The 25,754-nt window shown below is 50.3% G+C and carries 19 protein-coding genes and 1 riboswitch; of the genes, 17 read left to right on the plus strand and 2 right to left on the minus strand.

The features are described from left to right. Window position 1: 1 nt before the first annotated feature. A complete protein-coding gene (locus ABCW47_RS03140; RefSeq protein ID WP_343208409.1) occupies window positions 2-1,537 on the minus strand; it encodes a Ppx/GppA phosphatase family protein in 1,536 nt (511 codons plus the stop codon). Window positions 1,538-1,957: 420 nt separating this feature from the next. On the opposite strand from ABCW47_RS03140, the gene queA reads away from it, so the two are divergent. The 5 genes from queA (at window position 1,958) to ABCW47_RS03165 (ending at window position 5,340) form a co-directional block, all read left to right on the plus strand. Continuing rightward, window positions 1,958-2,986, plus strand: a complete 1,029-nt coding sequence (queA, locus tag ABCW47_RS03145) for a tRNA preQ1(34) S-adenosylmethionine ribosyltransferase-isomerase QueA (protein WP_425516048.1) — start codon at window positions 1,958-1,960, stop codon at window positions 2,984-2,986. 178 nt (window positions 2,987-3,164) lie between these two features. After that, window positions 3,165-3,446 carry a type II toxin-antitoxin system prevent-host-death family antitoxin gene (locus tag ABCW47_RS03150; RefSeq protein ID WP_343208410.1) on the plus strand — a complete coding sequence of 94 codons (282 nt, stop codon included), beginning with the start codon at window positions 3,165-3,167 and terminating at the stop codon, window positions 3,444-3,446. Next, window positions 3,439-3,747, plus strand: coding sequence for a type II toxin-antitoxin system RelE/ParE family toxin (locus ABCW47_RS03155; RefSeq protein WP_343208411.1), 309 nt, complete (start codon window positions 3,439-3,441; stop codon window positions 3,745-3,747). Before ABCW47_RS03150 ends, ABCW47_RS03155 begins: the two co-directional genes overlap by 8 nt. Before the next feature lie 36 nt (window positions 3,748-3,783). Then, a complete protein-coding gene (locus ABCW47_RS03160; protein WP_343208412.1) occupies window positions 3,784-3,978 on the plus strand; it encodes a YwbE family protein in 195 nt (64 codons plus the stop codon). A 78-nt stretch (window positions 3,979-4,056) separates the two neighbouring features. Then, the gene (locus ABCW47_RS03165) at window positions 4,057-5,340 is read left to right on the plus strand and encodes an FRG domain-containing protein (RefSeq protein WP_343208413.1); all 1,284 of its coding nucleotides are present in this window, start codon (window positions 4,057-4,059) and stop codon (window positions 5,338-5,340) included. Window positions 5,341-5,383: 43 nt separating this feature from the next. Here the strand turns inward: ABCW47_RS03165 and ABCW47_RS03170 are convergent, their stop codons facing one another. After that, window positions 5,384-7,216, minus strand: coding sequence for a sensor histidine kinase (locus ABCW47_RS03170; RefSeq protein ID WP_343208415.1), 1,833 nt, complete (start codon window positions 7,214-7,216; stop codon window positions 5,384-5,386). On the opposite strand from ABCW47_RS03170, the gene ABCW47_RS03175 reads away from it, so the two are divergent. The 12 genes from ABCW47_RS03175 to ABCW47_RS03230 all read left to right on the plus strand — a co-directional run bounded on the left by ABCW47_RS03175 (window position 7,202) and on the right by ABCW47_RS03230 (window position 25,747). Further along, on the plus strand, window positions 7,202-9,238 hold the full coding sequence (locus tag ABCW47_RS03175; RefSeq protein ID WP_343208416.1) for a hypothetical protein: 2,037 nt from the start codon (window positions 7,202-7,204) through the stop codon (window positions 9,236-9,238). The genes ABCW47_RS03170 and ABCW47_RS03175 overlap by 15 nt on opposite strands. A gap of 195 nt (window positions 9,239-9,433) precedes the next feature. Next, window positions 9,434-9,787, plus strand: a complete 354-nt coding sequence (locus tag ABCW47_RS03180) for a PadR family transcriptional regulator (protein WP_343209580.1) — start codon at window positions 9,434-9,436, stop codon at window positions 9,785-9,787. Then, on the plus strand, window positions 9,784-10,878 hold the full coding sequence (locus ABCW47_RS03185) for an HAAS signaling domain-containing protein (protein ID WP_343208417.1): 1,095 nt from the start codon (window positions 9,784-9,786) through the stop codon (window positions 10,876-10,878). The genes ABCW47_RS03180 and ABCW47_RS03185 overlap by 4 nt, the downstream gene beginning before the upstream one ends. A gap of 485 nt (window positions 10,879-11,363) precedes the next feature. Beyond that, window positions 11,364-13,958, plus strand: coding sequence for an EAL domain-containing protein (locus tag ABCW47_RS03190; RefSeq protein WP_343208418.1), 2,595 nt, complete (start codon window positions 11,364-11,366; stop codon window positions 13,956-13,958). Beyond that, a complete protein-coding gene (locus ABCW47_RS03195; RefSeq protein ID WP_343208419.1) occupies window positions 13,951-17,535 on the plus strand; it encodes a response regulator in 3,585 nt (1,194 codons plus the stop codon). The genes ABCW47_RS03190 and ABCW47_RS03195 overlap by 8 nt, the downstream gene beginning before the upstream one ends. A 2-nt stretch (window positions 17,536-17,537) precedes the next feature. After that, complete coding sequence (locus ABCW47_RS03200; RefSeq protein ID WP_343208420.1) at window positions 17,538-17,909, plus strand: Hpt domain-containing protein; 372 nt, start codon at window positions 17,538-17,540, stop codon at window positions 17,907-17,909. A 65-nt stretch (window positions 17,910-17,974) separates the two neighbouring features. Next, a complete protein-coding gene (locus tag ABCW47_RS03205; RefSeq protein WP_343208421.1) occupies window positions 17,975-21,307 on the plus strand; it encodes an ATP-binding protein in 3,333 nt (1,110 codons plus the stop codon). 65 nt (window positions 21,308-21,372) lie between these two features. Beyond that, a riboswitch (cobalamin riboswitch) is annotated at window positions 21,373-21,565 on the plus strand. A gap of 206 nt (window positions 21,566-21,771) precedes the next feature. Beyond that, window positions 21,772-22,461: a precorrin-2 C(20)-methyltransferase gene (gene cobI, locus ABCW47_RS03210; protein ID WP_343208422.1), complete on the plus strand. Its 690-nt coding sequence runs from the start codon at window positions 21,772-21,774 to the stop codon at window positions 22,459-22,461. A gap of 23 nt (window positions 22,462-22,484) precedes the next feature. Then, window positions 22,485-23,447, plus strand: coding sequence for an ABC transporter substrate-binding protein (locus ABCW47_RS03215; RefSeq protein ID WP_343208423.1), 963 nt, complete (start codon window positions 22,485-22,487; stop codon window positions 23,445-23,447). Beyond that, a complete protein-coding gene (locus ABCW47_RS03220; RefSeq protein WP_343208424.1) occupies window positions 23,395-24,423 on the plus strand; it encodes a FecCD family ABC transporter permease in 1,029 nt (342 codons plus the stop codon). The genes ABCW47_RS03215 and ABCW47_RS03220 overlap by 53 nt, the downstream gene beginning before the upstream one ends. After that, a complete protein-coding gene (locus ABCW47_RS03225) occupies window positions 24,416-25,177 on the plus strand; it encodes an ABC transporter ATP-binding protein (protein ID WP_343208425.1) in 762 nt (253 codons plus the stop codon). The genes ABCW47_RS03220 and ABCW47_RS03225 overlap by 8 nt, the downstream gene beginning before the upstream one ends. Before the next feature lie 279 nt (window positions 25,178-25,456). Continuing rightward, entirely contained in the window at window positions 25,457-25,747 is a 291-nt protein-coding gene (locus ABCW47_RS03230; RefSeq protein ID WP_343208426.1) for a DUF2325 domain-containing protein, read from the plus strand. Window positions 25,748-25,754 lie beyond the last annotated feature (7 nt).

Here is a 25,754-nt window from a genome sequence, read left to right on the forward strand (position 1 = left end):
TTTATACTCTTCTTTTTTCTTTCAGGACGGGACGGAGCCCGTAAACTTCCTCAAAGAAATCTCCTTTTGGTTTGAACAGGCCTTTTTCCAGGGTAATATCCTGGAAGGTAGTAACCAGAATCTGCAGCCGGTCCCCCTTTAACGATACTTTCACTTCCGGGAATTTCTGAAGGTGGCTTTTGTCCAGAATATTCGCCAGCCGCAGAATGGCCGTGAGCTGAGCTACTTTCATGTAGGTTTCACGGTCCAGGCCGTCGATAATGGCCGTGTATTTCGGGAAATTATCTGCATCATATCGCACGATATTGGCGCACAGCTCTCTCTCCTGATGGGAGAGACCGATAATTTCCGTGGACATGATAATATTATAGGAGTTCTGAGGAACTTTGTTCATATTAATAAATTCCCCGCAGTTGTGGAGGATGACCGCGATCTGCAGGAGCAGCCGGTCACGTTTATTCAGGCCGAACCTTTTGCCCACCACATCAAATATACGCAGAGCAATATATTCCACCTGATCGGTATGACGCCGGTTACATTCGTACCGTCTCGCTATATTACGTGTTGCGGCCAGGATATCTGCGGTAAAGTCTCTGGCCAGGACAGCCTTTTCCTTTTTTTCTGCGTATTCGATCGCGATTCCGTCACAGAGAGTGACCGATGAAAACCAGATCCGCTCCGCATCCATATACTCAAACAGTTTGTAATAGATGGTAAGAGTGGGAAGGAGTAACGTGGCCTGCTCTCTGGGTATCTTGATCAATTGGGCAAGCTGATTGGGGGACATTTTCAGGAGCCTGGAACAGATGTCCAGGAATTCTTCTTTCTCCAGGTAGGACTGTTCCCCGCCGCGGGGCAGAAAGTTTTTCAAATTGTACAGATAGTCGCAGTGGGCGATCATATTCTTAATCCGGGTATCTTTCAGAAAGAGGCTCCGAAAGGTGGTCAGATCATTGTTCAGATACTCGGAAATCAGATTGGTAAAGTCGGCGGTCTGAGGTTCCAGGGATGCCAGAACTTCCCGCATGCGCAGCGATCCTACCTTGATATTCTGCGTCAGGATCAGAGCTTCCTTATCCATGAGGGAAATCTGTATACTGCCCGCACTGACATCCACAATGGCCGTTCCTTTTTTGATCGCCCTCTGGAAAAATTCATCTCCCAGGGCAATGGCTTTATAGGACAGGAAGCGCTGTTCCGAGTTGCTGACGATTTTTACTTTCAGGCCGGTGCGGAGCTTTACCTGCTCCAGCAGCATAATATTATTCGATGCTTCCCGGATGGCGCTGGTCGCATACGCAGTGTAGGCGGATACGCCGTACTCCTGCATTTTCAGGGTAAAACCGGAAAGTACTTCGCACATTTCGTCAATGGTATTCCGGCTGATTTTGCCGTGGATATAAGTCTCGGCTCCGAGGGGTATTTCATGCCGGATCTGATCTAATTCTTTGATCACGGCCTTACCGGAAATCTCAAATATTTTCATATTGAGCGCATCCGACCCCACGTCAATGGCCGCAAAAGTGATATATGCCAAATGAATCCCTCCGTTCTGGATTTATCTTGTTACATAGGATAGTTCTCCAAACTTTCCTATGTAACAAAAAATATTCTATGCGCAATTGCGTATGCGCACTCGCGTAAGAGGAGAACGTCAGCGAAGCTGACTACGCTCGGCGCGCAAAGCGTGCAAGCCCCTCAAAGATTGAGGGGTTAGGGAAGTCACTGTGGGCTTGCCCACTTTGTTTTGTCTTATTGTACACGTTTTTGTGCAAAATGACCAGAGATGTTTTAAATTTAACCTGGATTTTAAACAGGGGTGATAAATAAATGTTGTTCGGATGAAATAAATCGTTTGACCGGCGGGGAAACCGGGCTGCGGCCGACAGAATCTCTTTACGAAGGAAGGAAATAGAAGTATACTATTAAGAATGAATTTGAGAGAAGAGGAAATAAAATGCTGAAAAAATCGGATTTTAATTTTGAATTGCCCGAGGAGCTGATTGCACAGGACCCCCTGGAGGACCGGAGCAGTTCCAGACTGATGGTAGTAAACAAGGAAACCGGTGAATGGACCCACCGGCATTTCTATGAGATAACGGAATATCTTCATCCGGGCGATTGCCTGGTAATCAATGACACGAAAGTCATTCCTGCCCGGCTGATCGGAGAGCGGGAGGGAACCGGCGCTAAAGTTGAAGTCCTTTTATTAAAGAGAAAGGAAAATAATATATGGGAGACGCTGGTAAAACCTGGGCGTAAGGCCAGGCCGGGGACGGTTATTTCCTTCGGAGAAGGCCTGTTAAGAGGGACTGTACTGGATGTGGTGGACGAGGGAAACCGGTTGATTCAGTTTTCCTATGAGGGTATCTTCGAGGAAATTCTGGACAGGCTGGGGCAGATGCCTCTGCCTCCCTATATCACCCATGAGCTGAAAGATAAAAACCGTTACCAGACCGTCTACGCGAAATACGAGGGATCTGCGGCTGCTCCCACAGCCGGTCTGCATTTTACACCGGAATTATTGAATAAGATCCGCGAGATGGGTGTGGAGATTGCCACGGTAACGCTTCATGTAGGGCTTGGGACCTTCCGGCCCGTCAAGGAGGACAATGTGCTGGATCACCACATGCATTCGGAGTTTTACCAGGTGCTGGAATCCGAAGCGGCCAAGATCAATAAGGCAAAGGCGGAGGGCCATCGGGTGATCTGTGTGGGAACCACCAGCTGCCGTACGGTGGAAAGCGCCTCGGATGAAAATGGCATGATGCATGCAGGAAGCGACGACACGGAAATTTTTATATATCCGGGTTACCAGTTCAAAGTGCTGGACGGCTTGATCACTAATTTTCATCTGCCGGAGTCTACGCTGATCATGCTGGTCTCGGCGCTGGCAGGAAGAGAGCATGTGCTGGCCGCTTACGAGGAAGCCGTGAGAGAGCGGTACCGATTCTTTTCCTTTGGAGACGCGATGTTCGTGATGTAAGTGAAAATATTGATGGTAAGAGAACCCGCAAAGGCGCAGTATTACTGGGCTTTTGCGGGTTATTAATGTGCACTGGAACTGGAAAGCTTCTCTATAAAGTTTACATTCTGAACGGATCATAGTATAATTTTACTATAATATTACCATTAATAATGATATGACAAAGGAGAGTTTATAGATGGCAATGATAATCAAACCTTCAGCAACGATTAGAAATAACTATAATGAAATCGCAGAAATATGTAAAAGTACCGGAGAGCCTGTTTTTCTGACTAAAAATGGTGAGGGTGATCTGGTAGTCATGGATATTGCGACCTACAACAGGAGAGAAGCAGCCCTAGACCTGCGTGAACGCTTGAATGAGGTAGAGGAATTGCGGCGAAGCGGTTTGGAGGATATTCCGGCCAGAGAAGTCAGCGATCGTATGAGGAATGCCATAAAGGAGAGGTGCCGTGTATAAGGTAGTTGTTGCTCCTGTAACCTCGGATATGCTGACAGAATACGCAGTCCAGATTGCCGTTGACAATGGAATAGAATGTGCATTGCGTCTGGCGGATGCCTTCGACGAAGCGGTCGAATCGCTGCGAGAATTACCGCAGCGTGGTGTACGGAACTTAAGCTATATTCCTGCCAGATATCATGTCATACCTTTCTGGAAGCATTTGTGGCTAGTCTATCAAATACAGTTAAAAGAACATACGGTGTATATGGATTACTTGATTGACGATCGTTCCGATTATGGTCGTCTTTTTCAACAGTAAATGTATCTTTATTATAATATGAGGCGGAGAAGAGTTATGAATGGACAAAACAGATCAGATGTTAAAATAGGGGCCGCTGTCAGAATTGTTCTGAAAGCCGATCAGCGCACCGGCAAGCTGACGGAGGGCACGGTAGCAAAGCTCCTGACGAAAAGCAGCTATCATCCCCATGGCATTAAAGTGATGCTGGAGGACGGACAGGTCGGCCGGGTACAGGAGATCATCGAATAGTGAATCTGTTATCAGATCGAAACTGTCTGCCCCTGTAAAAATAAAAAACAAGGTATGCCTACGATGAAAGGAGGAACTATGTTTTCCTTTTTCTTTGAACATTTATACCATATTGAGGCAATACGGCAGGCCTTTCGGAACATCTGTTTTCATAAGATGATCTCCGACGGCTACTGCGACATGAGCATGTACATATATGGCAGAATCAAAAAAGATGATATGCGTATGAGGCTTGCAGCGGCTAAATCGAACTATGCCCCGCTGTATGACGGCGCATATCCCACTGGGGAGCATGCGTATGAGGAATGGGAGCAGAAGCTGGATAGCGGTACGGCGTATGCTGAAACGGAAGTGCACGAACTGACGTATGATGAATCCAGCGGGATCGTAAACTGGGTTTACCGGATTTGGAAAAATTCAAAGGAGAGAGAAGATTTTACCAGGGAACTGCTTGGCAGCGGCGAGGAGTTTCAGAATATCAGATGGAAGATAGAGGTCTCCCAGGGAGTTGTCTTTAACATAGATAAGGTGGATCTGCATTTTTATTCTTCTATTTCCGCTGTCAATGAGTTTCTTGGTTCCATGAGCGGCAGGAAGGGCCAGCTCTTTTTCCGGGGCCATGCAGATCCAAACTATTCTCTGCTGCCCTCCATCATGAGGACGGAACGGCTGGAGCAGAATGAGAGCATCATGTACCACGAATTGCTGATCAACTGTCCGGGGGATTTTGAACATTGCCATTCTCACCTTGAGAAGCTGGTGAAGATGCAGCACTACGGACTTCCCACACGGCTGCTGGATATAACCAGAAATCCATTGGTAGCTCTTTATTTTGCGTGTGAAAGCCGTCCCAATGGCTATGGTGAGCTGGTGCTGATATCGGCAGGAGAGCATGAGATTAAGTATCCCCAGAGCGATACCATCTCCATATTAGCAAGTCTGCCTGTGTTCTCATATCATCTGCAGCGCCGCTTCTGCGAACTGGCGGAGGACTGCACAGTTGATCACGATACATTTAACCGGCATGTCAGGCGGCTGATCCATGAAGTTAGGCTGGAGAAGCCTGCGTTTCAGCCTGAAATTGAGAAAGATGATATATTGAACAGCTATATCGTCTATGCACTGAAAAACAACAGCCGTATTGTCAAGCAGGACGGCGCCTTTATCCTGTGCGGCCTGAGGAATAAGACCCGCTCATTAGAAGAGTTTCGCTATGAAAAAGACGGGAAAAAGGAAGTTGTCCTGATTACCGGGAAACAAAATATTCTGAATGAGCTGGATACATTTTCCATCAACCGTGCCGCTTTGTTTCCGGAAGTGGAGTGTGTGGCTGAATATATAAAAGGTAAATACTCGAATTAGGTTAAAGAAAGCGGATCGCCGGCGGGCGGATCAGCGATACCTGTCACCGCCGGACCGGCATGGAGAGAACGCCCCGCAGGGTAAAGACACCGCCCTCTTTTGACATATTGACAGTCCCGTTATATTTTTCTGTAATACGGGAAATGGCGGACAGACCGAAACCGTGGTTTTCTTTGTCCTTCTTGGTGGTAGGCAGGAGTCCTTCGCCGGAACCAGGCGGCGCTGCATTGGCGCAGAGGAAGGAAAGCAGATTGCCTTTCAGCGTCATTTCAAAGCGGATAAATGGAGTGCTGCCTTCGGGAAGAGAGGCGCAGGCTTCAGCCGCGTTTTGGAGAATATTGGAGAGCAGGGTGCACAGTTCCGCATCCGGCAGCGGCAGTTCTTCTGGTATCAGCACCCGGCAGTTTATCTGTATTCCTTTCCGGCGTGCCGGTTCCAGATAGCCGGTGAGCATGGCATTAACCAGAAAATGATTGGAATAGGCCAGCACCGGCAGCGCATCTTTTTCCGTGCGAAGCTCCGCGATATATTCTTTTATGCGTGGCAGGCAGCCTTCTTCACAGAGGGCGGCCAACGCTTCGATATGGTGGTTTAATTCATGCTTCATGGCATGTATCTGTTCGGCGCTGCTTCGCATCCGCGCCGCGCTTTCCTCAGCGAACCGATATTGAATCGACAGCGCCTGTAATTCCCGGCTTTCCCGCAAGAGGAAAAGTATACGGCGCACCATCAGTCCCGCAAACAGAAGAACCATAAGCAGCCCGGCATATTCATTCTGCCACAGGCCATATATTGGTTCATACTGATTGGAATCGAATACATCAATCAGCAGGCTGACACCGAGAATCCCGGCGGCGCCTAATAGGAAGGAGCCGGTCCCCGTACCGTTCCAGAACAGTCCTATGCCCGCGCAGAGAGCGAGAAAGAGCCAGGATACGACTTTATATCCATCGACGAAGCCGCCGTAAAATCCGATGAAACTGCCGTCGGCAGGGATGATGATTAATATGGAGACCGCAGCGAACAGGCAGGCGGCAAGGGCGGCAGGCCGTATCAGCCGCCGGTACCATTTGGCCTGTCCCAGGCCGGCGGAAACTGCAGCCAGATGGATCGCCTGAGCCAGCACGAAGAGCCAGGAGATGTCCTCCAGTGCGTACCAAAGCCTGCCCGACAGGCCGGACTGCCAGATGAGTGGGTGCGCGCAGTGAACGGAGAACGCGAGACAGAGAAGGCCGAAGTGCAGGAACAGTTTGTCCCGGTACCGGGACAGCCAGAGGACAGCCGAAAATAAGGCAAGTGTGAGCGTGGAGAAACAGACTGCGGCATAGAGCAGGGTCCGTATAAAAAACAGGCGGCCGATGACCTGATCCGTGCCCAGAGCGGGCGGATAGGTGAGCCCGCTGTAATAGTGGCCCTGGTTCTCGGTGATGAATTTAAGATTAGTATCTCCGTTCCCAACCGGCACAGATACCTGTGCGGTACCGCCGCCGGCGGCCATTCTGCCGTTTATGAAGAGGACATATTCTGTAAAAATGTCCGGAATTTCCAGAAGCAGTGTACAGGGTTCCCCGTCATAGCGCAGTGTAAGGGAGTAGGTTCCTGTGCCGAAGGGGGATTTGCCGTCCGGCAGATAGGAAAAGTTGGAATATTGTCCGATAAAAACTTCGTTTCCGTTTAGATTCCAGCCATCTATAAGATAGAGCGGACGGTTAAGGTCCGCCTCCGTGAAGGCAAATACACCGTTTTCTCCATAGGGAGGCCCGGCTGTATATTTATTGTCTTTGTAATAGACCTGATTTAACAACAGCAGGAAAAGCACCAGAGCGGCCAGAACTGCCGCCAGAGAAAGGAATTGTTTTTTATGAAATCGTTGCATCGGATTGCCTCTCTTCTTCTATGTGTTTTGCTGTTCGTCTGCACTGTAGTCCCGGCAAGTGCTTCTGAAGACGGACAAATTATGTACTATGAGGATATGGACCCCGTCACGGATGTCTACCTGTGGAAGGACGCGGACTACGATACTTTTCAGGCAGAGGCGGGAAGATATAAAAGTCTCTGCCGGGCCGGCGGCGGGTGGGGAGACGATCTGGACTTTATCTGCAGCTGGAATCAGGAAGAATATGAAACAGCCATGAATCAGGGCAGCAGCACGTTTATTGTCCACGGCCGGTACGAGCCTCCTGATCCGGGCCTGGGCTGGTGGGATGACGAAACTTATGAGCTGTGGGACGCAGGCAGAATCCAAATGAAATCAGGACCTGAAGTCACCGTTCATATCCGCCCGGATGACCTTGTCGCGGTTTATAAACCCGATCCTGATATGCAGATTTTAACTCTCTGGATCGAGCGGGACTCCCCGCCGGATTTTTCATCCCTGTATCTGATGGATTATGATAGTCTTATACAGGATAACAGTCCTTACGAGGCTGAGTCAATGGATTTTACGGTTGAATGGGACGAGCAGTCTTATCTGGATGGTCTGAACAGCGGTGCGGACCGCTTTGATATCATAGGTAATTACGGGATACCGGACAGGCCGTCGCCCCGTGAGCAGGAGCTTTTTGATCGGGGGCTGATCCGCACGGAAGGCCACACCGGCACGGTTATACGAATCGCAGATCCGGATAATCAAAGTTATAGCAATCCCTACGACAGCAGATTCGGCTATATGTGGGATTATGAATATCATATATACATCCGGCAGGGTACCGGATATGAGGCGGCAGTTCTGCCGGCGGCCGGCTCTCTCACCCCATTGAATGATGACCCAAACCTGGACCGGGAATTTGCCCTTGCCTGGAACCGGGAAGAATATGAGGCCGGAATCCGTTCGGGGAAAGGGAGTTTTACAGTCTCAGGCGCCTATACCGCCAATCCGGCCTGGTCCGGGGAAGATCAGGACCGCTGGCAGAAGCAGCAGATTCGCATCGAAGAGGGTGTGCCTGCACCGGTGCTTACCGTACATATCCTGCCGGACGAACTGCCCTTTCAGGTAGCGCTGCAGAACCGGGGAGGACTGATTCCTGTCTTTACTTTTCCATGGCCCAATGGCGCTCAGAGGGTTGCCTGGATGTTCTCTTTTGATAAGGAGACCTGGTATCAGGGGAACATAGACTGGAGCCCGGAATGGGAATTAAAGGAGGTCTATGACGCGGCGGCCGCCTATGATGATGAGGATGAACTTATCTGTATCCCTGCAGATAATCCTTTTCCCTTCTATTGTAAACTGGCGGTATCCGGTTCCGCCTTTGCGGGGGAGACAGCGGTCATGAAGGTCTCGCCGAATGAGGACGGCTCCTGGAAAATGGACGAGGATCAGGGCGGAGACCACGGAGGCGGAGGCCAGGGGGAACATGACCGCCCGGGCAAGGAAGAACCTGCGGTGCCGCCGTTTGTACCGATTCTTCCTCCGGAGGAAGACAAGGGCCCGGCCGATACCCCGGAAACTTTTCCGGTTCCGGACTTCCCGGATGAGGAAGAAACGCCGTCCGGGAAACCGGCCCATACAGACAGTCCGATTCTGTCTGAATTACCGGCGGAAACAGAGCAGCTGGTGATAGTAACTGGTGTCCCCAAACGTACCTCCGGCAGAAAAACAGAGCAGAATGCATCTGCTGCCGCGGTACCGGAGCGGCAGAGCCCATCCGCAGAACAGCAGGCGCAAAAGGATGCTTCTGACGGGAAGCCGGCTGATATTGCGCCTCAGGCGCCGGACCAGACAGCTGATCATAATATGGATCAGACATCACCCTCCGCGGGCGGAAGCATTGCGGAGGAGCCGGATGGCCGGAAAGATCCTGGAACAGTGCGGAGGTATCTCCCAGCAGCGGCGGCTACTGCGGCGGCAGCCCTTGCGGGCGCCGGAATCGCGCGGATCTATAAACGCAAAAAGAAATAAGATGTGGATACAGTGCTTTGCCATGTGCGCAGGGCACTGTTTTTGTTTACAACGGGTTAGGGGAGCCACTGCGGGCTTGCCCACTTTATTCCTTGCATTTGTTCTTTCTTAAGGATTATCTAAACAATATAGTGAATTATATTATAATATTATATTGACAATAGTGTGTGTTACACAGTATAATACATGCAGGAGGTGAGGATATTGGGTGAAGAAAAAGATCTGCTTGGCGGCCTTCTCCTGGAACTGCGCCGGGGGACCCTTGTCCTGAGTGTGCTCAGTCAAATGGGGGAGCCCAAATATGGATATGCTCTGGTACAGAGCCTGGAGGAAAAGGGAGTGTCGATAGACCCGAATACCCTGTATCCGCTGCTGCGGCGGCTGGAAGGCCAGAAGCTTCTGGAGAGTCAATGGGAGACCGGCGGCTCCAAACCCAGAAAATATTATCGGAGGACCGGGTATGGGACGGAGATTTATAAAGAGCTGAAAGATCAGTGGAGCAGGCTGGCTGGCAGCATGGTCCGATTGTTGGAGGAGGATGGAGTATGACACCGAAGGATAGAGAATTAATGGAGCGGTATATTTATCAGGTAACGCGCCGTCTGCCCAGAGATCAGAGAAATGAAGTTGGACTGGAACTTCAGGAACTGATCGGGGATATGCTGGAAGAGGCGGAAACCATGGAGGATGTCCTGACCAAGCTTGGGAATCCGGCAGAATTCGCCAAGAAGTATCAGGAACCCACCCACTATCTTATTGGACCCGAATATTATGATACCTATTTGTGGTTTGTTAAGATTGTATTGATCTGTACCCTGGTGCCGGTGCTGGCAGTGTCGGTCATCGAAGGGTTAAGGGAAGGACTGCCGGTTCCCGCCGGAATCGGTGTGGAAGCGATGGCAACCGGAGTTATTTATGGAATTACGAAGGCGATCGGGAACAGTATTATATCCTGCGTGGGAGCCTTTGGCGGCGTTACCCTGGTATTTGCCATTATGGAGAGGCAGAAGGTGAAGCTGGATCTGAAAAAGGAAAAAGAGTGGTCGGTGGGTGATCTGGGAGATAACTTTACCGGGAAGAAGAATGTCTGGACTCCAAGGTATCTTTCTCCTGTCCCTCATAAGAAAGCGGTTATCAGCCGCGGGGACAGTATTGTGGGAATTATCTTTATCGTGATATTCTGTGTGCTGCTGATCTTTGTACCTAATATTTTTTCGGCCGTGATCCGAAACGGTGAGGCGGTCAGTGTGATACCGGTGTTTAATCTGGAACGGTGGAATATCATACTGCCGGTATTTGCCCTCAGTCTGCTCATCGGCCTGGCGGATGAGGTGGTGCGTCTGATCGCAGGGTGCTATTGTAAGATGGTTATGATCAGCAGCATTGTTACCGGAATCATACAGCTGATTCTCAGCATTATTGTGCTGAAGGTTTTCCCGTTCTGGAATCCGGATTTTGCGGCGGAGATAAAGATACAGCTGGGAGAGCAGCTGGACGGTGTGGAACGTTTTATTTCCAAATGGGACGAAACGATTGTAACCAATGTTATCCTGGCTATTATCTTTATCGCCACTCTGCTGGAAATCGGGACTGCCGTTTATAAAACACTTAGGTACGGCGTGGAAAAAAAGGATCTTTAGAAACTGCCGGAATAGAACTATACTCTGTTTTGGCATGTCCTGACATTTCAACACGAATCAAACGGCAGGTTCCATTTTACGGCACCTTATGTTAAACTATCATAAACCAGAAGGCAATTCCCAACAATTGAGCGATGACGGCGCAAAGCTGTGAGCCCAAAGCGGGAGTTCCGGGAGAATTGTTTGTTATAAACGTTAGGCTGCATAAACCCAGGTGACGGGAGGTTTTTGCAGCCTATTTTTGTTTGTAAACCAGGTTTCCATGTTGACGGAATCAGAAATAAGCCGGAAGAGCTTCCTTTTGGGAAGGGAAAACTTGTAATCTGATAACCGCTTTGATACAATAAAACTGGGTATCTGTCTCAAAGCAGGGGGCAGAATACAAAAAGATAAGTGTAAGCAGCGGGCTGGCCATGCTGACATTCGGACTGGCCGGATGGAGATCGGGAAACGGCAGCCTGCATACGGGATAGTGAGGATAAACAATGATTGTAAAGAAAAAAGTATTGGTTGTGGAAGACAATCAAATTAACCGGATGATGCTCAGAGAGATTCTGTCACAGGAATATCAGATTCTGGAGGCGGAAAACGGGCAGGAGGCGCTGGATATTTTAAGGGATCACAAAAAGGAGCTTTCCCTGATACTCCTGGACATCGTGATGCCTGTCATGGATGGGTATACCTTTCTGTCCATCGTGAAAGCAGATCCGGAGTATTCCGCGATCCCGGTGATTGTCACTACACAGAACGACGGAGAATCCGACGAGGTTGCCGCACTGTCTCACGGCGCGGCAGATTTTGTTGCCAAGCCATACAAGCCGCAGATTATCCTGCACCGGGTAGCCAGCATCATAAATCTGAGAGAAACGGCTGCTATGATCAATCAGGTTCAGTATGACAGGCTTACCAGGCTCTACAGCAAAGAATTCTTTTATCAGCGTGTGAGGGACATTCTGATCCGGCATCCGGACCAGCCTTATGATATCATCTGTTCCGACATCGAAAATTTTAAACTGGTTAACGATGTATTCGGTATTCCCACCGGAGACCGCCTGCTCTGCGGGGTGGCGGATATGTATAAGGAACTGTCCGGGGATATGGGTATCTGCGGACGGATCAATGCGGATCAGTTTGCCTGTCTGCTGGAGCACCGCTGCGAGTACACGGATCAGATGTTTATGGATGCAGGGAACCGGATCAATACGCTGACCGATGCGAAAAATGTAATTATGAAATGGGGTATCTACCCGATTAAAAAACGTACTGTTTCTGTGGAGCAGATGTGTGACAGGGCACTCCTGGCCGCCCGGAGCATCAAGGGACAGTATGGTAAATATTTTGCTTCCTACGATGATACGCTGCGGGATAAGCTGCTTCATGAGCAGGCAATTACGGATGGAATGGAAGCGGCACTGGAAGAAGGACAGTTTGAAATCTATCTGCAGCCCAAATACCGGATACAGGACGACAGTTTGGCAGGCGCTGAGGCTTTAGTCCGCTGGAATCATCCCAAATGGGGGCTTCAGTCTCCGGCTGAGTTTATTCCGCTGTTCGAGCGCAATGGCTTTATTACCAAGCTGGATCAGTTTGTCTGGGACCGGGCCTGTGCTGTTCTCAGGGACTGGGATGACAAGGGGTATCCGCACATTCCTGTTTCGGTGAATGTATCCCGCGCCGACATCTACAACGCGGACATCGCGGGTATTCTGATGAAGGGTATACAGAAATATAAACTTCCCACCTCCCTGCTTCATCTGGAGATTACAGAGAGTGCCTATACGGAAAATCCCAAACAGATTATTGATACGGTAAGTCATCTGAGAGAACTGGGATTTGTGATCGAAATGGATGACTTCGGAAGCGGGTACTCTTCTCTGAATATGCTCAATCAGATGCCGCTGGATATCCTGAAACTGGATATGAAATTTATTCAGAGCGAGACGGCCAAACCGGTCAATCAGGGGATCTTAAGATTCATTATGGGCCTGGCGCGCTGGATGAATTTAAGCGTGGTGGCGGAAGGCGTGGAAACAAGAGAGCAGTTAATGCGTCTGCAGGAAATTGGCTGCGACTATGTGCAGGGGTATTATTTTGCCAAACCTATGCCCTGTTCTGAGTTTGAAAAGCTGATTCAGGGGCAGGACGGAGATTCTGAACAGAAAGAGCAGAAGAGAGAAGAGGCCGGGCTGGCTTCCAGAGTCCTGCTGGTAGCTGACGAAGACGAGAATTACCGGAGAGAAGTAAAGAGGACATTTGAGGGACGGTATCAGGTTGTGGAGGCTGCCGACGGTGACGAGGCTTCCAACTATATGTCGTCCTATGGACATAAATTATTCGCGGCAGTTTTAAGCCTGACGCTTAAGGAGGCGGACGGACTTTCCATACTGGATATTCTTCAGAGGGAAAAGGCGGTCTGGAATATTCCGGTTATCGTCACAGGACCCCGGAATGAATGGCTGGAGGACAAAGCCCTGAAAGCAGGGGCGGACGACTACGCAGGCAAGCCCCATCTGCAGGAAAGTCTGTTCCGGCGTGTGGAGCGTGCCGCAGGCATAAATGCATCCAGAGAACGGGAACGTGCTCTGCAGGATGAAGCCTGCCGGGATTATCTGACCGGTATGCTCAACCGCAGAGGACTGGAATGTGCGGTGGATTCTCTCGTCAAGGAGGATGCGCCTCTGGCGGTCTATTTATTTGATGTGGATAATCTGAAAGAGATTAATGATACATATGGACACGTAGAAGGAGATCAGCTGATTGTAAAGTTCGGGTCTCTGCTTCGCATGCACACCCGGAAATCCGATATTGTAGCCCGCTATGGCGGAGATGAGTTTGTCGTGATTATGAAACGGATGGGTTCAGGAGAAAATGCTCTGAGAAAAGGAAGGGACATTTGCCGGGCTTTCCGGGACAGCTATGGGGCGGGCAATAAAAATGGGGCCTGCTCAGCCGGGATTGTCCTCTGGGATACAGGAGCGGCTCTGGATGAAATGATAAGGCGGGCGGATGAGGCCCTGTACTGTGCAAAAACAAGATACAAAGGAGAATGCTGTTTATGGGAGGACGAGATAAATGGTTAATCAAAAAACAGCCTGGGAAACGGCAGAAGCGTTCTGTCATACCTGGTTTACTCTGTGTGACGTGGAGAGAACCCTCGTATACCTGGCAGACACTGTAAGCTTTGTGGGTACCGGCGTCGGAGAATGTGCGGATGGTAAGACAGAAATGAGAGAATATCTGCGGCAGGATATCTGCGAGATACAGGAACCGTTTCAGTGCCGCCTTTCTGCTGTTCACGAACAGAATATCGGAGATAAAATATATAACCTGGCTGCGGAGATGACCTTGAAAAATTCTATTTATTCCTGGCATCTGCGCGGCTTTTTCACGTTGGTGCGGGAGGCCGGGACATGGCTGATATACAGCCTGCATTTCGCGGAGCCGGGCGTCAGCCAGAAGCCGGAGGAGCACTATCCCCGGACACTGGTGATAGAGAATGTGTTAAAGCAGCGTCAGGAGCTTTTAAACGATTCTCTGCCGGGCGGTATGATGGGCGGATACATGGAAGAGGGTTTCCCTTATTACTTTATAAACCGCCAGATGCTAAACTATCTGGGTTATCAGAACGAGGAAGAATTTGTTGAAGATATCGGCGGTATGATTTCAAACTGTATGCATCCGGAGGACCGGGAGAGTGTGGAACAGGATGTGAATGTTCAGCTTGGGGAAAAAGGGGAGTATATTGTTGAATACCGGATGCGGAAAAAGGACGGTTCCTATATCTGGGTGCACGATCAGGGCAGAGTGCTGACGGCGGAGGATGGAAGGCCGGCAATTGTCTCAGTATGCATTGATATCACAGAACAGAGGGCAGCCCAGGAGGAAGTCCTGCATCTTTATAATAATATTCCGGGAGCTGTATTCCGCTGCCGGTTTGACAATGATTTTTCCATTATCGATGCCAATGACGGCCTGTTTGAGTTTCTGGGGTATACCAGGCAGGAATTCGCGCAGATGGGCAACCGGATGTCAGCCGTGATCTGGCCTGAAGATATGGAAATCATGGCGGATAAGCTGAACGCACAGCTGGAGTACGGAAATACCATCCACAATGAGAACCGCCTGATCTGCAAGGATGGTACGGTAAAGTGGATATCAATTAAGGCGCAGCTGTTCACGGAGAAAGACGGTGAGCGGTATTTTTACTGTGTGTTTGTAGAGATTACGGAAGAGAAAATTCTTCAGGAGCGGATGAAAGAGCTCTACGAGCAGGAACTGGCCTATTTTGCCGAGATGTCGGCGGAAGGCGGCAGTATTCAGGGTCGGATTAACATTACCCAGAACGAACTGGAAAATTATATTTCGACCGCTGACTCTGCGATCCCTTTCGTGGACGGTACCTATGAGCAGATTATAGAGAACCTGGCAGAGTCAGCTGTGGACCGTTCATACGGCGAAGAGATACGCAGCACCCTGGAGAGGGAGAAGGTTTTAAGCGATTTTGCCGCAGGGAAGGCGGATTACCACTTTGATTTCCTGCGCCGGCGGGAAGGAATGCTGTTCTGGTCCAACACAAGCTTTCGGACCTGCCTGAATCCGGAAACGGGAGATATCATTGGATTTGTCTATACCTTCGATATTACAGAGCAGCGGCTGCAGGAACAGCTGCTGAACAAAATTACGGAAGTAGATTATGATGTTATTTCGGAGATTGATATAGTTCGGAATATCAATCGGATTATTTCTTATAATGAGAACCAGAAGGACTGTATTATAAAAGAGGGTGACTTCCAGAAGGGTATACGGGAAATTGCGGAGAACTATCTGGATGAGGAAAATGTAAAAGAATATCTGTCAAAGCTGGATTTCGATTATATGAAAAAACGGCTGGATCAGCAGGGGCCTTACAGTTTTATTATTGAGATGAGGGATAAACAGGATAATCTCCATATAAAGCGTATGCAGTTATTTTATATCAGCCAGGAGATGGGACGGGTATGTATGGCCCGAAGGGATGTAACCGACATCGTCAGAAAAGAGCAGCGCCAGAAAGAAGAACTGGCTGCAGCTCTGGTTGCGGCAGAACAGGCCAATGCGGCAAAATCGGATTTCCTCTCCCGTATGAGTCATGAGATCAGGACGCCGATGAATGCAATCATCGGTATGAGCACTATTGCGGCCCGCTCCATCGGAGATGATGAGCAGGTGTCGGATTGTCTGTCGAAAATCGGGATTTCTTCCAGATTTCTCCTGTCTCTGATCAATGATATTTTGGACATGAGCAGGATTGAAAGCGGAAAAATGCTGCTGAGAAATGAAAAAATACCGACAGAAGAATTGATCAGCGGGATTAATTCTATCTGCTATACCCAGGCTTCCTCCAAAGGAGTGGAGTATGAGTGTGTGGTGGACCCGGTCCTGAATGATTATTATATCGGGGACGCGATGAAACTGCAGCAGGTATTGATTAATATACTGAGCAACGCAATTAAATTTACAAATGAGGGCGGCAAGGTTACCTTTTCGGCTTCCCAGCACAGGCGCACCAAGAATGACGCGGTACTGCGCTTTATCGTGAATGATACGGGGATCGGCATGAGCGAGGAATTTCTTCAGCACTTGTTTGAACCGTTTACCCAGGAGTCAATCGGCACGACTTCTCTTTATGGAGGCACCGGCCTGGGGCTGGCGATATCCAAAAGTATAGTGGATATGATGGACGGCAGGATTACGGTGCGGTCTATCAGAGGAATCGGCTCGGAATTTACCGTGGATGTCAAGCTGGGTATCACGGAGGAAGAAAAACTGAGACACAATCAGAAAAAGCATGATCTGCAGTTTTCCCATTTGAAAACACTGGTTGTGGATGATGATGTGGCGGTATGCGAGAGCACGGTAGCAACTCTGAAAGAAATCGGGGTTACCGCGGAATGGGTGGACAGCGGCCGAAAGGCGGTAAATCAGGTAAAATACCTCTGGGAGAGCGGCCGGTATTACGACATGATTCTGATTGACTGGAAGATGCCGGATATGGATGGTATCGAGACGGCCCGCCAGATAAGGGGAATCGTTGGAAACGAGGTTACTATAATTATTATGACAGCCTACGACTGGATTGCCATTGAGCACGAGGCCAAACTGGCCGGTGTCAACCTGCTGGTCAGCAAGCCGATGTTTAAATCCTCTCTGGTTTCCGCCTTTTCAAGAGCCCTGGGGGATAAGGAAGAACAGGAGCAGCTGTCTGAAACGAATGATTATGACTTTAGAGGAAAGCGTGTACTGCTGGCCGAAGATAATGCGCTGAATACGGAAGTGGCTGTGATGCTGCTGGAAGATAAAGGGTTTACTGTTGAAACTGCGGAAAACGGTCTTCGGGCTATGGAGCTGTACAGTAAATCAAAACCGGGATATTACGATGTGATTCTTATGGATATCCGTATGCCTATCATGGACGGCCTGGCTGCGGCAAATAACATAAGACATCTGAGCAACCCGGACGCAAAATCCATTCCTATCATCGCAATGACGGCCAATGCGTTTGATGATGATATCGAAAGGAGCAGGGCGGCGGGTATGAACGCTCATCTGGCGAAGCCAATTGAGCCGGAACGGCTGTATCAGACATTATATGATTTTATTTCCTGGAAGGAGGTCTGAACATGAGCAGATTTCAAGAAATATTTCAGCTCTACGGGGCTGATTACGAGAATACGATGAACCGATTTATGGGAAATGAAGAGATGTACCTTCGGATTCTGGATATGCTGTTTAAAGATGATAATCTGGAGAAGCTGGGAACGGCTCTGGAGGAACAGGACTATAAGTCGGCCTTTGAGGCGGCGCATACACTGAAGGGGGTAGTTGGCAATATGGGATTGACCCCGCTCTATGATGCGGTGTGTGCCATAGTAGAACCTCTGCGTGCGGGGATGGAGACTCTGGATTATCGTGCGCTTTATCAGAACATACAGAGCTGTTTTGAGGATGCGGATCAATTCCGGAGCAGGCTGAAGGAGACAAAAACAGCCTGACTTCGAGTTGTTTTATCGTTAAAGGTAAGTTACTGGTACACGGTTCGCAGAAAGGTGGTTACACGATGGGAAACTGGAAAGACACGCGCGGACGCCTTGCAGAGGCAAAAACTCTCTCGAGCCGTCTGATGCATATGCATTATTGTGAGAAAAATCCGGAAGGAGTAGCAGATTATTTTGCTCCGCAGGTTACCTGGATAGGCGCGGGTGAGGAACAATTCCTGGCAGATCATGATGCTATTGAAAAAATGTTCCGTCAGTTCGGGGGTACGATCCCGCGCTGTACGATTCAGAATGAGGAATACGAGGCGATCCAGCCGGTATCGGGGCTGTATGTGGTGTCCGGAAGAATGTGGATTGAAACTGCTCCTGACGTGGAGATGTACCTGAGGGTGCACCAGCGGGTAACATTTGTCTTTCAGGAGACGGCGCAAGGACTTAAATGTGCCCATATTCATTGCTCCAACCCCTACCAGGAGATGGTTGGAGGGGAGTTCTTTCCTGAAAAAATCGGCCGCCAGTCTTACGATTATGTGCAGGAGCGGCTGTTGGCTCTGGAGGCACAGACGGTTCAGCAGAACCGTCAGATGGACGTGGTCATGTCATCGATCGCAGGAGGTTTGAAAATAAGCAGGGACGACGATACCTATTCATTTGCGTTTGTAAGCCGGGAGGCGGCTGCCCTGTTTGGCTATACAGTAGAAGAATTTATGGAGGTTACAGGCGGGACAGCAGTAGGCGCCGTGTATCCTCCTGATCTGGAACATGCTCTTTCAGACTGTGCTGAGGCATTCCGGGACGGAGGAGTCTCTTATTCCACCCGTTACCGGGTGCGCTGCAAGGACGGCAGTCTGAAATGGATCATTGACAGCGGTAAAAAGGCGCAGGATAAAGAAGGACAATGGATGGTCAACAGCCTGTATCTGGATATAACCCAGACAGAGGAAGCCGCGGAGCGGCTGCGGGAACAGACTTCCCTGCTCACCAGCATCTACGATACAGTGCCCTGTGGAATTCTCCGGTTTGTCCGCCACAACGACGGTACTTATGAGCTGATATCTGTCAATCAGGCTGCAATCTCCATTCTGGGCTACAGCAATCTGGAGGAGGGAATGAAGGACTGGCATGACGGGGTCCTGGGAACCGTAGTACCGGAAGACCGGGCTATGCTCAAACAGACGTACAGCCGGCTTGAAAAGATAGGGGACCGGCAGGACCGGCAGTACCGGGTAATGTGGTGGGATGGTTCCCGCCGCTGGCTTGACGGCACGAACATGATTGTTGACCGGACACCGGAGGGGGAGGCGGTTATCCAGCGTACCTTCGTGGATATTACCGAGCGGAAGCGGCTGCAGCAGCAGCTGGAACGAGAACAGGAAATGTATCGGGTGGCAATGGAGGCCAGTTCCGACGTGATGTTTGAATATCTGATTGATTCGGACACCTTTATCAGCTATGAACCCAGGCACGGATCGGGTGTGATCAGGAGAGAACTTGCTGATTACAGCCGGCAGCTGGCCTATGGTCATATCGTTTATCCGGAGGATGTGCCGGCCGTGATTGACAACATCTGCAACGGCCGCGCCGAGATGTTCGAGGTACGGAAGATGATACCCGACGGCCGGGAGGGAGAATATCAGTGGCATCAGGTAAACAGCCGTCTCATTGAGAAGGATGGGAGGCCCTTCCGTGTGGTTGGAACCATCCGGAATATACACAGAATGAAAGAGACCCTGTCGGAGAATAACGAGAGGCTCCATTTAAGCCAGTCAGCCCTTCAGGCCATAAGCGGAGTTTACATGAGCATCTTCTATGTGAACCTGACAAAGGATCAATATTATGCTGTGCGTCTGCCTCAGGCATATGATGTCCTGTCATTTCCGCGTACCGGAAGTTTTACAGGGGATCTGTGCAGCGGGCTGCTGCCAAATGTGCGGGAGGAGGACCGTCTCCGGGTGTCCCGTGTCTGCACAGGAGAATTCCTGATACAAAGTCTGCCGTTAATCAGCGGACATGTGGAGGTGGAGTTTCGTCTGAATGATAAGGGGCGGGCACCCTCTCCCTGGCTGCGTCTGGAGGTTCATCCGGTTTCGGCGGATAATGCGGATATCAAAACGGTTATTCTTACTCTGCGCAATGTCAGTATGGAGAAACAGAAGGAACTGGAACGGCTGGAGGAAGAAAAGGCGGCCAAGCATGCATTGGAAGAAGCATACGAGGGGGCGAGGAGAGCAAACGAAGCAAAATCAGATTTCCTGTCCAGAATGAGCCATGATATCCGCACGCCTATGAATGCTATCCTGGGAATGACTGCCATTGCAGAGCATCAGATGGATAACCGGGAAAGGATGAAGGACTGTCTTTCCAAGATTCGGGTTTCAGGCAATCATCTTCTGGGATTGATTAATGAAGTGCTGGATATGTCTAAAATCGAATCCGGAACGGTGGGACTCTGCGAGGATTCTTTCCTTCTCAGCGAGATGATGGATGATGTGATACAGATTATCCGGCCGGATGCCGACGCCCGGAGTCTGCGGCTTTCGCTACGCTCGGATATTACCGATGACGCGGTACGGGGAGATGTCATGCGGATGCAGCAGATTCTGCTGAATCTGCTGTCTAATGCAGTAAAATATACGGAGCCGGGAGGTTCTATTTCCCTGAGAGCACAGGAGCGGTCATCCGGCAGAAATGCAATCGGCTGCTATGAGTTTATTGTGGAGGACAATGGAATCGGCATGTCGCCTGAATTCCTCACCAAGCTCTTCTCTCCATTTGAGAGGGCGGACGATTCCAGAGTAAGCAGAGTGCAGGGGACGGGCCTTGGTATGGCGATCACCCGCAACCTGGTTCAGATGATGAACGGTACAATTCGGGTAGAGAGCCGGCTTGATGAAGGCACCCGCTTTACGGTAACTGTGTTTCTGAAACTGGAGGAACGGAAAGAAGCCAGAGCGGAGAGCACAAGACAGAGCAGCCGTAAGCCGTTTACGCCCGGAACCCGGGTCCTTATGGCGGAAGATAATGATATAAACCGGGAGATTGCACAAGAGCTGTTAAAGATGATGGGGCTGGAGACAGCCTGTGCGGTTAATGGGAAAGAAGCGGTGGACCTGTTTGCCGCCGATCCGCCGGGAACCTATTCCCTTATCCTGATGGATATACAGATGCCGGTTATGGACGGATATGAAGCAGCGGCAGCAATCCGGAGCATGGGGAAGGAAGGCGGGAGGCGGGATGCCCTGACGATTCCGATTGTAGCTCTGACAGCAAATGACTTTGCTGACGATGCCTACAGAGCCGTGCAGGCCGGGATGAATGAACATGTGTCAAAACCCCTTGATGTGGAACGGCTTACGAGTGTTCTGCATCGCTGGCTGGATCGGAATCAGAACTAGCGGTTCGCTTTCTTGAATTGACTTCAAGGCCCGGACCGTGTAGAATGTAAAATAATGTAGATTTCAGCAGATAAATCGGATAAGGTTCCCCGGAGCAGAAAAACTCCGGGATGAAAAGGGAAGCCAGGTGTAAATCCTGCGCGGTACCGCCGCTGTAATGGCTGAGTCAGGGCAAGATGCCACTGTCTGTTAAGATGGGAAGGCTGCCTGGGACGAAGAGGCCAGAGCCAGAAGACCTGCCTTATTCGCATAGCCCTTCCATTTCACAGGAGGGCAGCTTACGCGGCCAACGGAACTTTGGCAGATGTAATCGGGACAGCACAGGAGCTGTTTTGTTTTCATACCCTTTTCCGTAGGAAAAGGGTTTTCTTTTTTTGGAGAAACACGGTGCAGGGAGTGGACTGCTGCGGAGCGGCATTTATCGGACGGATCATATTGAATGAATAAAAAAGGCGGAAACAGAGATGAAAAAAGGGACTTTTTATGGTATCGGAGTGGGGCCGGGAGATCCGGAACTGCTTACGCTCAAGGCGGTTTTAGTTATGAAAAGATGCAGGGTAATTGCAGCGCCGAAGACGGCGGGAGAAAATATGACGGCGCTGGAGATTGCAAAGGCGTCAGTGGACTTATCGGATAAAGTTATTTTGCCTCTGCCTTTTCTGATGACGTCTGATTTAAAGAAGGCGGAGGAGGGACACCGAAGCGCAGCTGAGGCGGTGCTGGCTTATCTGAGAGAGGGGCAGGATGTAGCCATGCTCACTCTTGGGGATGTATCGGTCTATTCTACCTATGGATATCTGGCGGAATATGTGGAAGCGGAGGGGTATCCGATTGAAATGATTCCGGGTGTCACAAGCTTTTGCGCGGCGGCGGCCGCTCTCAAAATAAGCCTGACCAGGAAGGATAAGCCGGTTCACATTATACCGGTGGGATACGGGAATCCGGAGGAGACACTGCGGCTTGCGGGAACGCATGTGCTGATGAAGGCGGGGAGGAAACTTCCGGAAGTAAGGGAGATGCTTTCGCATATGGGGCTGAATGAACAGGCCGGTATGGTGGTCAACTGCGGTCTTCCCGGCGAAAAGGTATACGGCAGTATAGACGAAGCCGGGGATGAGAACGGATATTTTGCTACGATTATTGTCAGAAAATGATATGTGAAGAGGGAGAAAGAAAAATGAAATGTAATTCCAGAAAATTGCCAGTTATACTCTGCCTGCTCCTGGGGATGATCCTGCTTGGAGGCTGCAGTCCGAAGGAGGAGAGTACCGGGGCAGCTGCGTATACCTTTACCGACAGTTTGGGAAATGAGGTAGTTATAAAAGAAACGCCGGAACGGACCGTGGCTTTGATGGGGAGCTTTGCAGAGACCTGGCTGCTCTCCGGAGGAACACTCGCTGCTGTGACGGACGACGCCTACAGTGAGAGAAACCTGGATCTGCCGGAGGATACCGTACGCCTTGGACGGTTTCAGGAACCCGATCTTGAGGCGGTGCTTGGACTGAATCCGGATTTTGTCTTACTCTCCGCCGATACCGAAGGACATGTAAAGCTGGCCGGGACATTAAAATCAGCGGGTATCCCGGCGGCATATTTTCGGGTGGATACTTTTGACGACTACCTGGCTATGCTGAAGATATGCACAGATATCACCGGAAGAGAGGATCTTTATAAAGAGAACGGTACAAAGATTCAGGCTGAAATAGATGAGGTAATCTCCTCGGTTCAGGGGAAGGAGGCTCCACGGGTACTCTATATGCGCGCCTATTCTACCGGGGTGAAGGCAAAGGGGGAGGACAGCCTTACGGGAGCCATGCTGGACGATCTGGGCGCGGTTAATATTGTAAATGAGAACGGCGCTTCCCTGCTGGAAAATCTGCAGATGGAGTCTATCATAGCGGCTGATCCCGACTTTATTTTAGTCACAACAATGGGATCAGATACGGAGAAAGCGCTGGAAATGGTTCGAACCACGATGGAGGAAAACCCGGCCTGGGGGTCCTTGACTGCTGTAAAGGAAGGGCATTATCTTGTTCTTCCCAAAGAGCTGTTCCACTACAAACCGAACGCGAGATGGGGAGAAAGTTATGAAATGCTTGCAGAAATTCTCTATGGCAAAGAGCCGGATACAAAGCCATAAGGGTGTTGTTTACATACTTTTAACAGTGCTCCTCACACTTGCCGTCCTGTGCAGCTTAAGCTTTGGCTCCACCGATGCAGGACTTGGAGATCTGTTCTCCTTACTGGCTGGCCAGGGGGGAAGGAGCGGGGATATTATCCTGTACGTGAGGCTTCCCAGGACACTGGGCGCGCTGCTGACCGGGACCGCTATGGCTGTCTCGGGCGTGATTATACAGGGAGTTCTGGCCAATCCGCTGGCCGGCCCTAACCTGATCGGAGTGAACGCCGGTGCCGGACTTGCGGCGATTCTGTGCAGTGCACTGCTTCCGTCCATGCATACAGCTGTGCCGGCCGCCGCATTCGGCGGGGCGCTGGCTGCCAGCCTTCTGGTGTTCTTTTTGGCCAGAAAGACCGGGGCTTCCCGTATCACACTGGTACTGGCCGGTGTTGCCATCAGCGGTATCTTAAGCGCGGTGATCGACACTGTAGCGACGATCAATCCCGATGCGCTTGTGGGAGCCAATGCCTTTATGGTGGGCGGTTTGTCCGGCGTTATGTCAAAAGACCTGATTCTGCCGGGTATTCTTATCCTAGCTGCGGCTGCTGGGGCCTGGCTTTTAAGCTATGAGCTGGACTTATTGTCTCTGGGGGATGAGGTGGCCTCATCTCTGGGGCTTCCGGTCAGGCGGTACCGGTTTTTGCTTCTGAGTGTGGCCTCTATGCTGGCAGGTTCGGCGGTAAGCTTCGCAGGGCTGATCGGATTTGTGGGATTGATTGTTCCCCATGCGGCACGTTTCTTTGTGGGGGAGGAGAATAAAAGGCTGATTCCGGCGGCGGCGCTGCTAGGCGCACTGATGGTTGTAGTATGTGACCTTCTGGCCAGAATTTTATTTGCTCCTTTTGAACTGCCGGTAGGAATCCTGCTGTCCCTGCTTGGAGGGCCGTTTTTTCTGTGGCTTTTAATCCGGCAGAGAGGAGGACGGATGCATGATTGAATTAAGACATATTACGGCTGGTTACGGCGGGGAAATGATCCTGTCGGATCTTTCTCTGTCCTGTCCTGACGGACAGGTGACGGTGCTCTGCGGGCCGAACGGCTGCGGGAAAAGTACGGTGATAAAGGTTGTGTCCCGGTTTCTGGAGCCTGCACACGGGGAAGTGCTTTTAGACGGAAAGAATGTGAGAAATATAGGCGTGCGGGAATTTGCCCAGTCGGCGGCGGTGATGCCGCAGATGCGCGGCAGCGCCAATATAACCGCGCACAGCCTTGTGCTCCACGGGAGGTTTCCCTATCTTGGCTACCCCAGACGCTACAGCAGGACGGATAAAAAAATAGTAAGAGAGGCGATGGAGCGGACCGGCACCTGGGAATTTGCCTCAAAACCAGTCTCTTCCCTCTCCGGAGGTGAGCGGCAGAAGGTATATCTGGCTATGTGCCTGGCCCAGGATACCAGGGTACTGCTTCTGGATGAACCTACTACATATCTGGACATCGAATACCAGCTGGAGCTGATGCAGCTGATCCGGCAGCTGGCGGGGGAGAACAGAACCGTTCTGATGGTGCTCCACGATCTGAATCTGGCTATGACATGCGCAGATCAGATGATCGTGATGGAAAAGGGGCAGATCCGCCTGTCGGGAAAACCGGAGGAAATATATGAGAGCGGCGTGATTGAGCGGGTGTTTCATGTGAAAGCAGAGCAGGTGCGGACGCCGGACGGCGGCAGCCGGTACTTTCTGACTCTATAGAAAATATAGTGCCCGGCTGCAGCCTGGAATGTTGAGAAAATTAGTAGATTAAGTGCGGACTGATTTACACAGTGCAGTCTTGACGTAACGGGACCTGTATAGTAAAATATGCTTGGTTAGATAAAACTAACCAAGCGGGAAATGATTTTAATAGCCATGAGTAAACCGCTCATCAGGCTGTTTTTTAAACATGCGGGGTTAGCATATACTAACCAATTTCGAGGCTATATTCCCGATGGAACCAATCAACATACCAGTTCGGAAGAAAAGGAGATGTGAATGAGTGTTGTAATTGTAGGCGGAAATGAACGAATGGCTGCTCAATATGAGAATATTTGCAAAGCATATGGCTGCAAAGCGAAAGTATTTACAAAAGAAAAAGGCTCGATGAAAAAGAAACTGGGATGTCCTGATTTGCTCATCCTGTTTATCAGTACCGTTTCTCATAAAATGGTTCTCAGTGTAACACAGGAGGCAAAGAAAAACAGCGTCCCTGTTGCACGGGTTCACACCAGCAGCGCAAGTGCGCTTCATACGACTCTGTCTGAATATCGTCTGGCTGTCGGCTGAGAATGGA

Origin of the sequence: Anaerolentibacter hominis (genome assembly GCF_032380675.1) — a bacterium.
In the GTDB taxonomy this organism is placed as follows: Bacteria; Bacillota; Clostridia; order Lachnospirales; family Lachnospiraceae; genus Anaerolentibacter; species Anaerolentibacter hominis.

Coding starts and splice junctions, on each gene's coding strand:
- ABCW47_RS03230 (WP_343208426.1), top strand. CDS start 25,457: ATGAGTGTTGTAATTGTAGGCGGAAATGAACGAATGGCTGCTCAATAT.
- ABCW47_RS03170 (WP_343208415.1), bottom strand. CDS start 7,216: ATGCAACGATTTCATAAAAAACAATTCCTTTCTCTGGCGGCAGTTCTG.
- ABCW47_RS03190 (WP_343208418.1), top strand. CDS start 11,364: ATGATTGTAAAGAAAAAAGTATTGGTTGTGGAAGACAATCAAATTAAC.
- ABCW47_RS03205 (WP_343208421.1), top strand. CDS start 17,975: ATGGGAAACTGGAAAGACACGCGCGGACGCCTTGCAGAGGCAAAAACT.
- ABCW47_RS03225 (WP_343208425.1), top strand. CDS start 24,416: ATGATTGAATTAAGACATATTACGGCTGGTTACGGCGGGGAAATGATC.
- ABCW47_RS03215 (WP_343208423.1), top strand. CDS start 22,485: ATGAAATGTAATTCCAGAAAATTGCCAGTTATACTCTGCCTGCTCCTG.
- ABCW47_RS03160 (WP_343208412.1), top strand. CDS start 3,784: ATGAATGGACAAAACAGATCAGATGTTAAAATAGGGGCCGCTGTCAGA.
- ABCW47_RS03220 (WP_343208424.1), top strand. CDS start 23,395: ATGAAATGCTTGCAGAAATTCTCTATGGCAAAGAGCCGGATACAAAGC.
- ABCW47_RS03150 (WP_343208410.1), top strand. CDS start 3,165: ATGGCAATGATAATCAAACCTTCAGCAACGATTAGAAATAACTATAAT.
- ABCW47_RS03175 (WP_343208416.1), top strand. CDS start 7,202: ATGAAATCGTTGCATCGGATTGCCTCTCTTCTTCTATGTGTTTTGCTG.
- ABCW47_RS03200 (WP_343208420.1), top strand. CDS start 17,538: ATGAGCAGATTTCAAGAAATATTTCAGCTCTACGGGGCTGATTACGAG.
- ABCW47_RS03165 (WP_343208413.1), top strand. CDS start 4,057: ATGTTTTCCTTTTTCTTTGAACATTTATACCATATTGAGGCAATACGG.
- queA (WP_425516048.1), top strand. CDS start 1,958: ATGCTGAAAAAATCGGATTTTAATTTTGAATTGCCCGAGGAGCTGATT.
- cobI (WP_343208422.1), top strand. CDS start 21,772: ATGAAAAAAGGGACTTTTTATGGTATCGGAGTGGGGCCGGGAGATCCG.
- ABCW47_RS03195 (WP_343208419.1), top strand. CDS start 13,951: ATGGTTAATCAAAAAACAGCCTGGGAAACGGCAGAAGCGTTCTGTCAT.
- ABCW47_RS03185 (WP_343208417.1), top strand. CDS start 9,784: ATGACACCGAAGGATAGAGAATTAATGGAGCGGTATATTTATCAGGTA.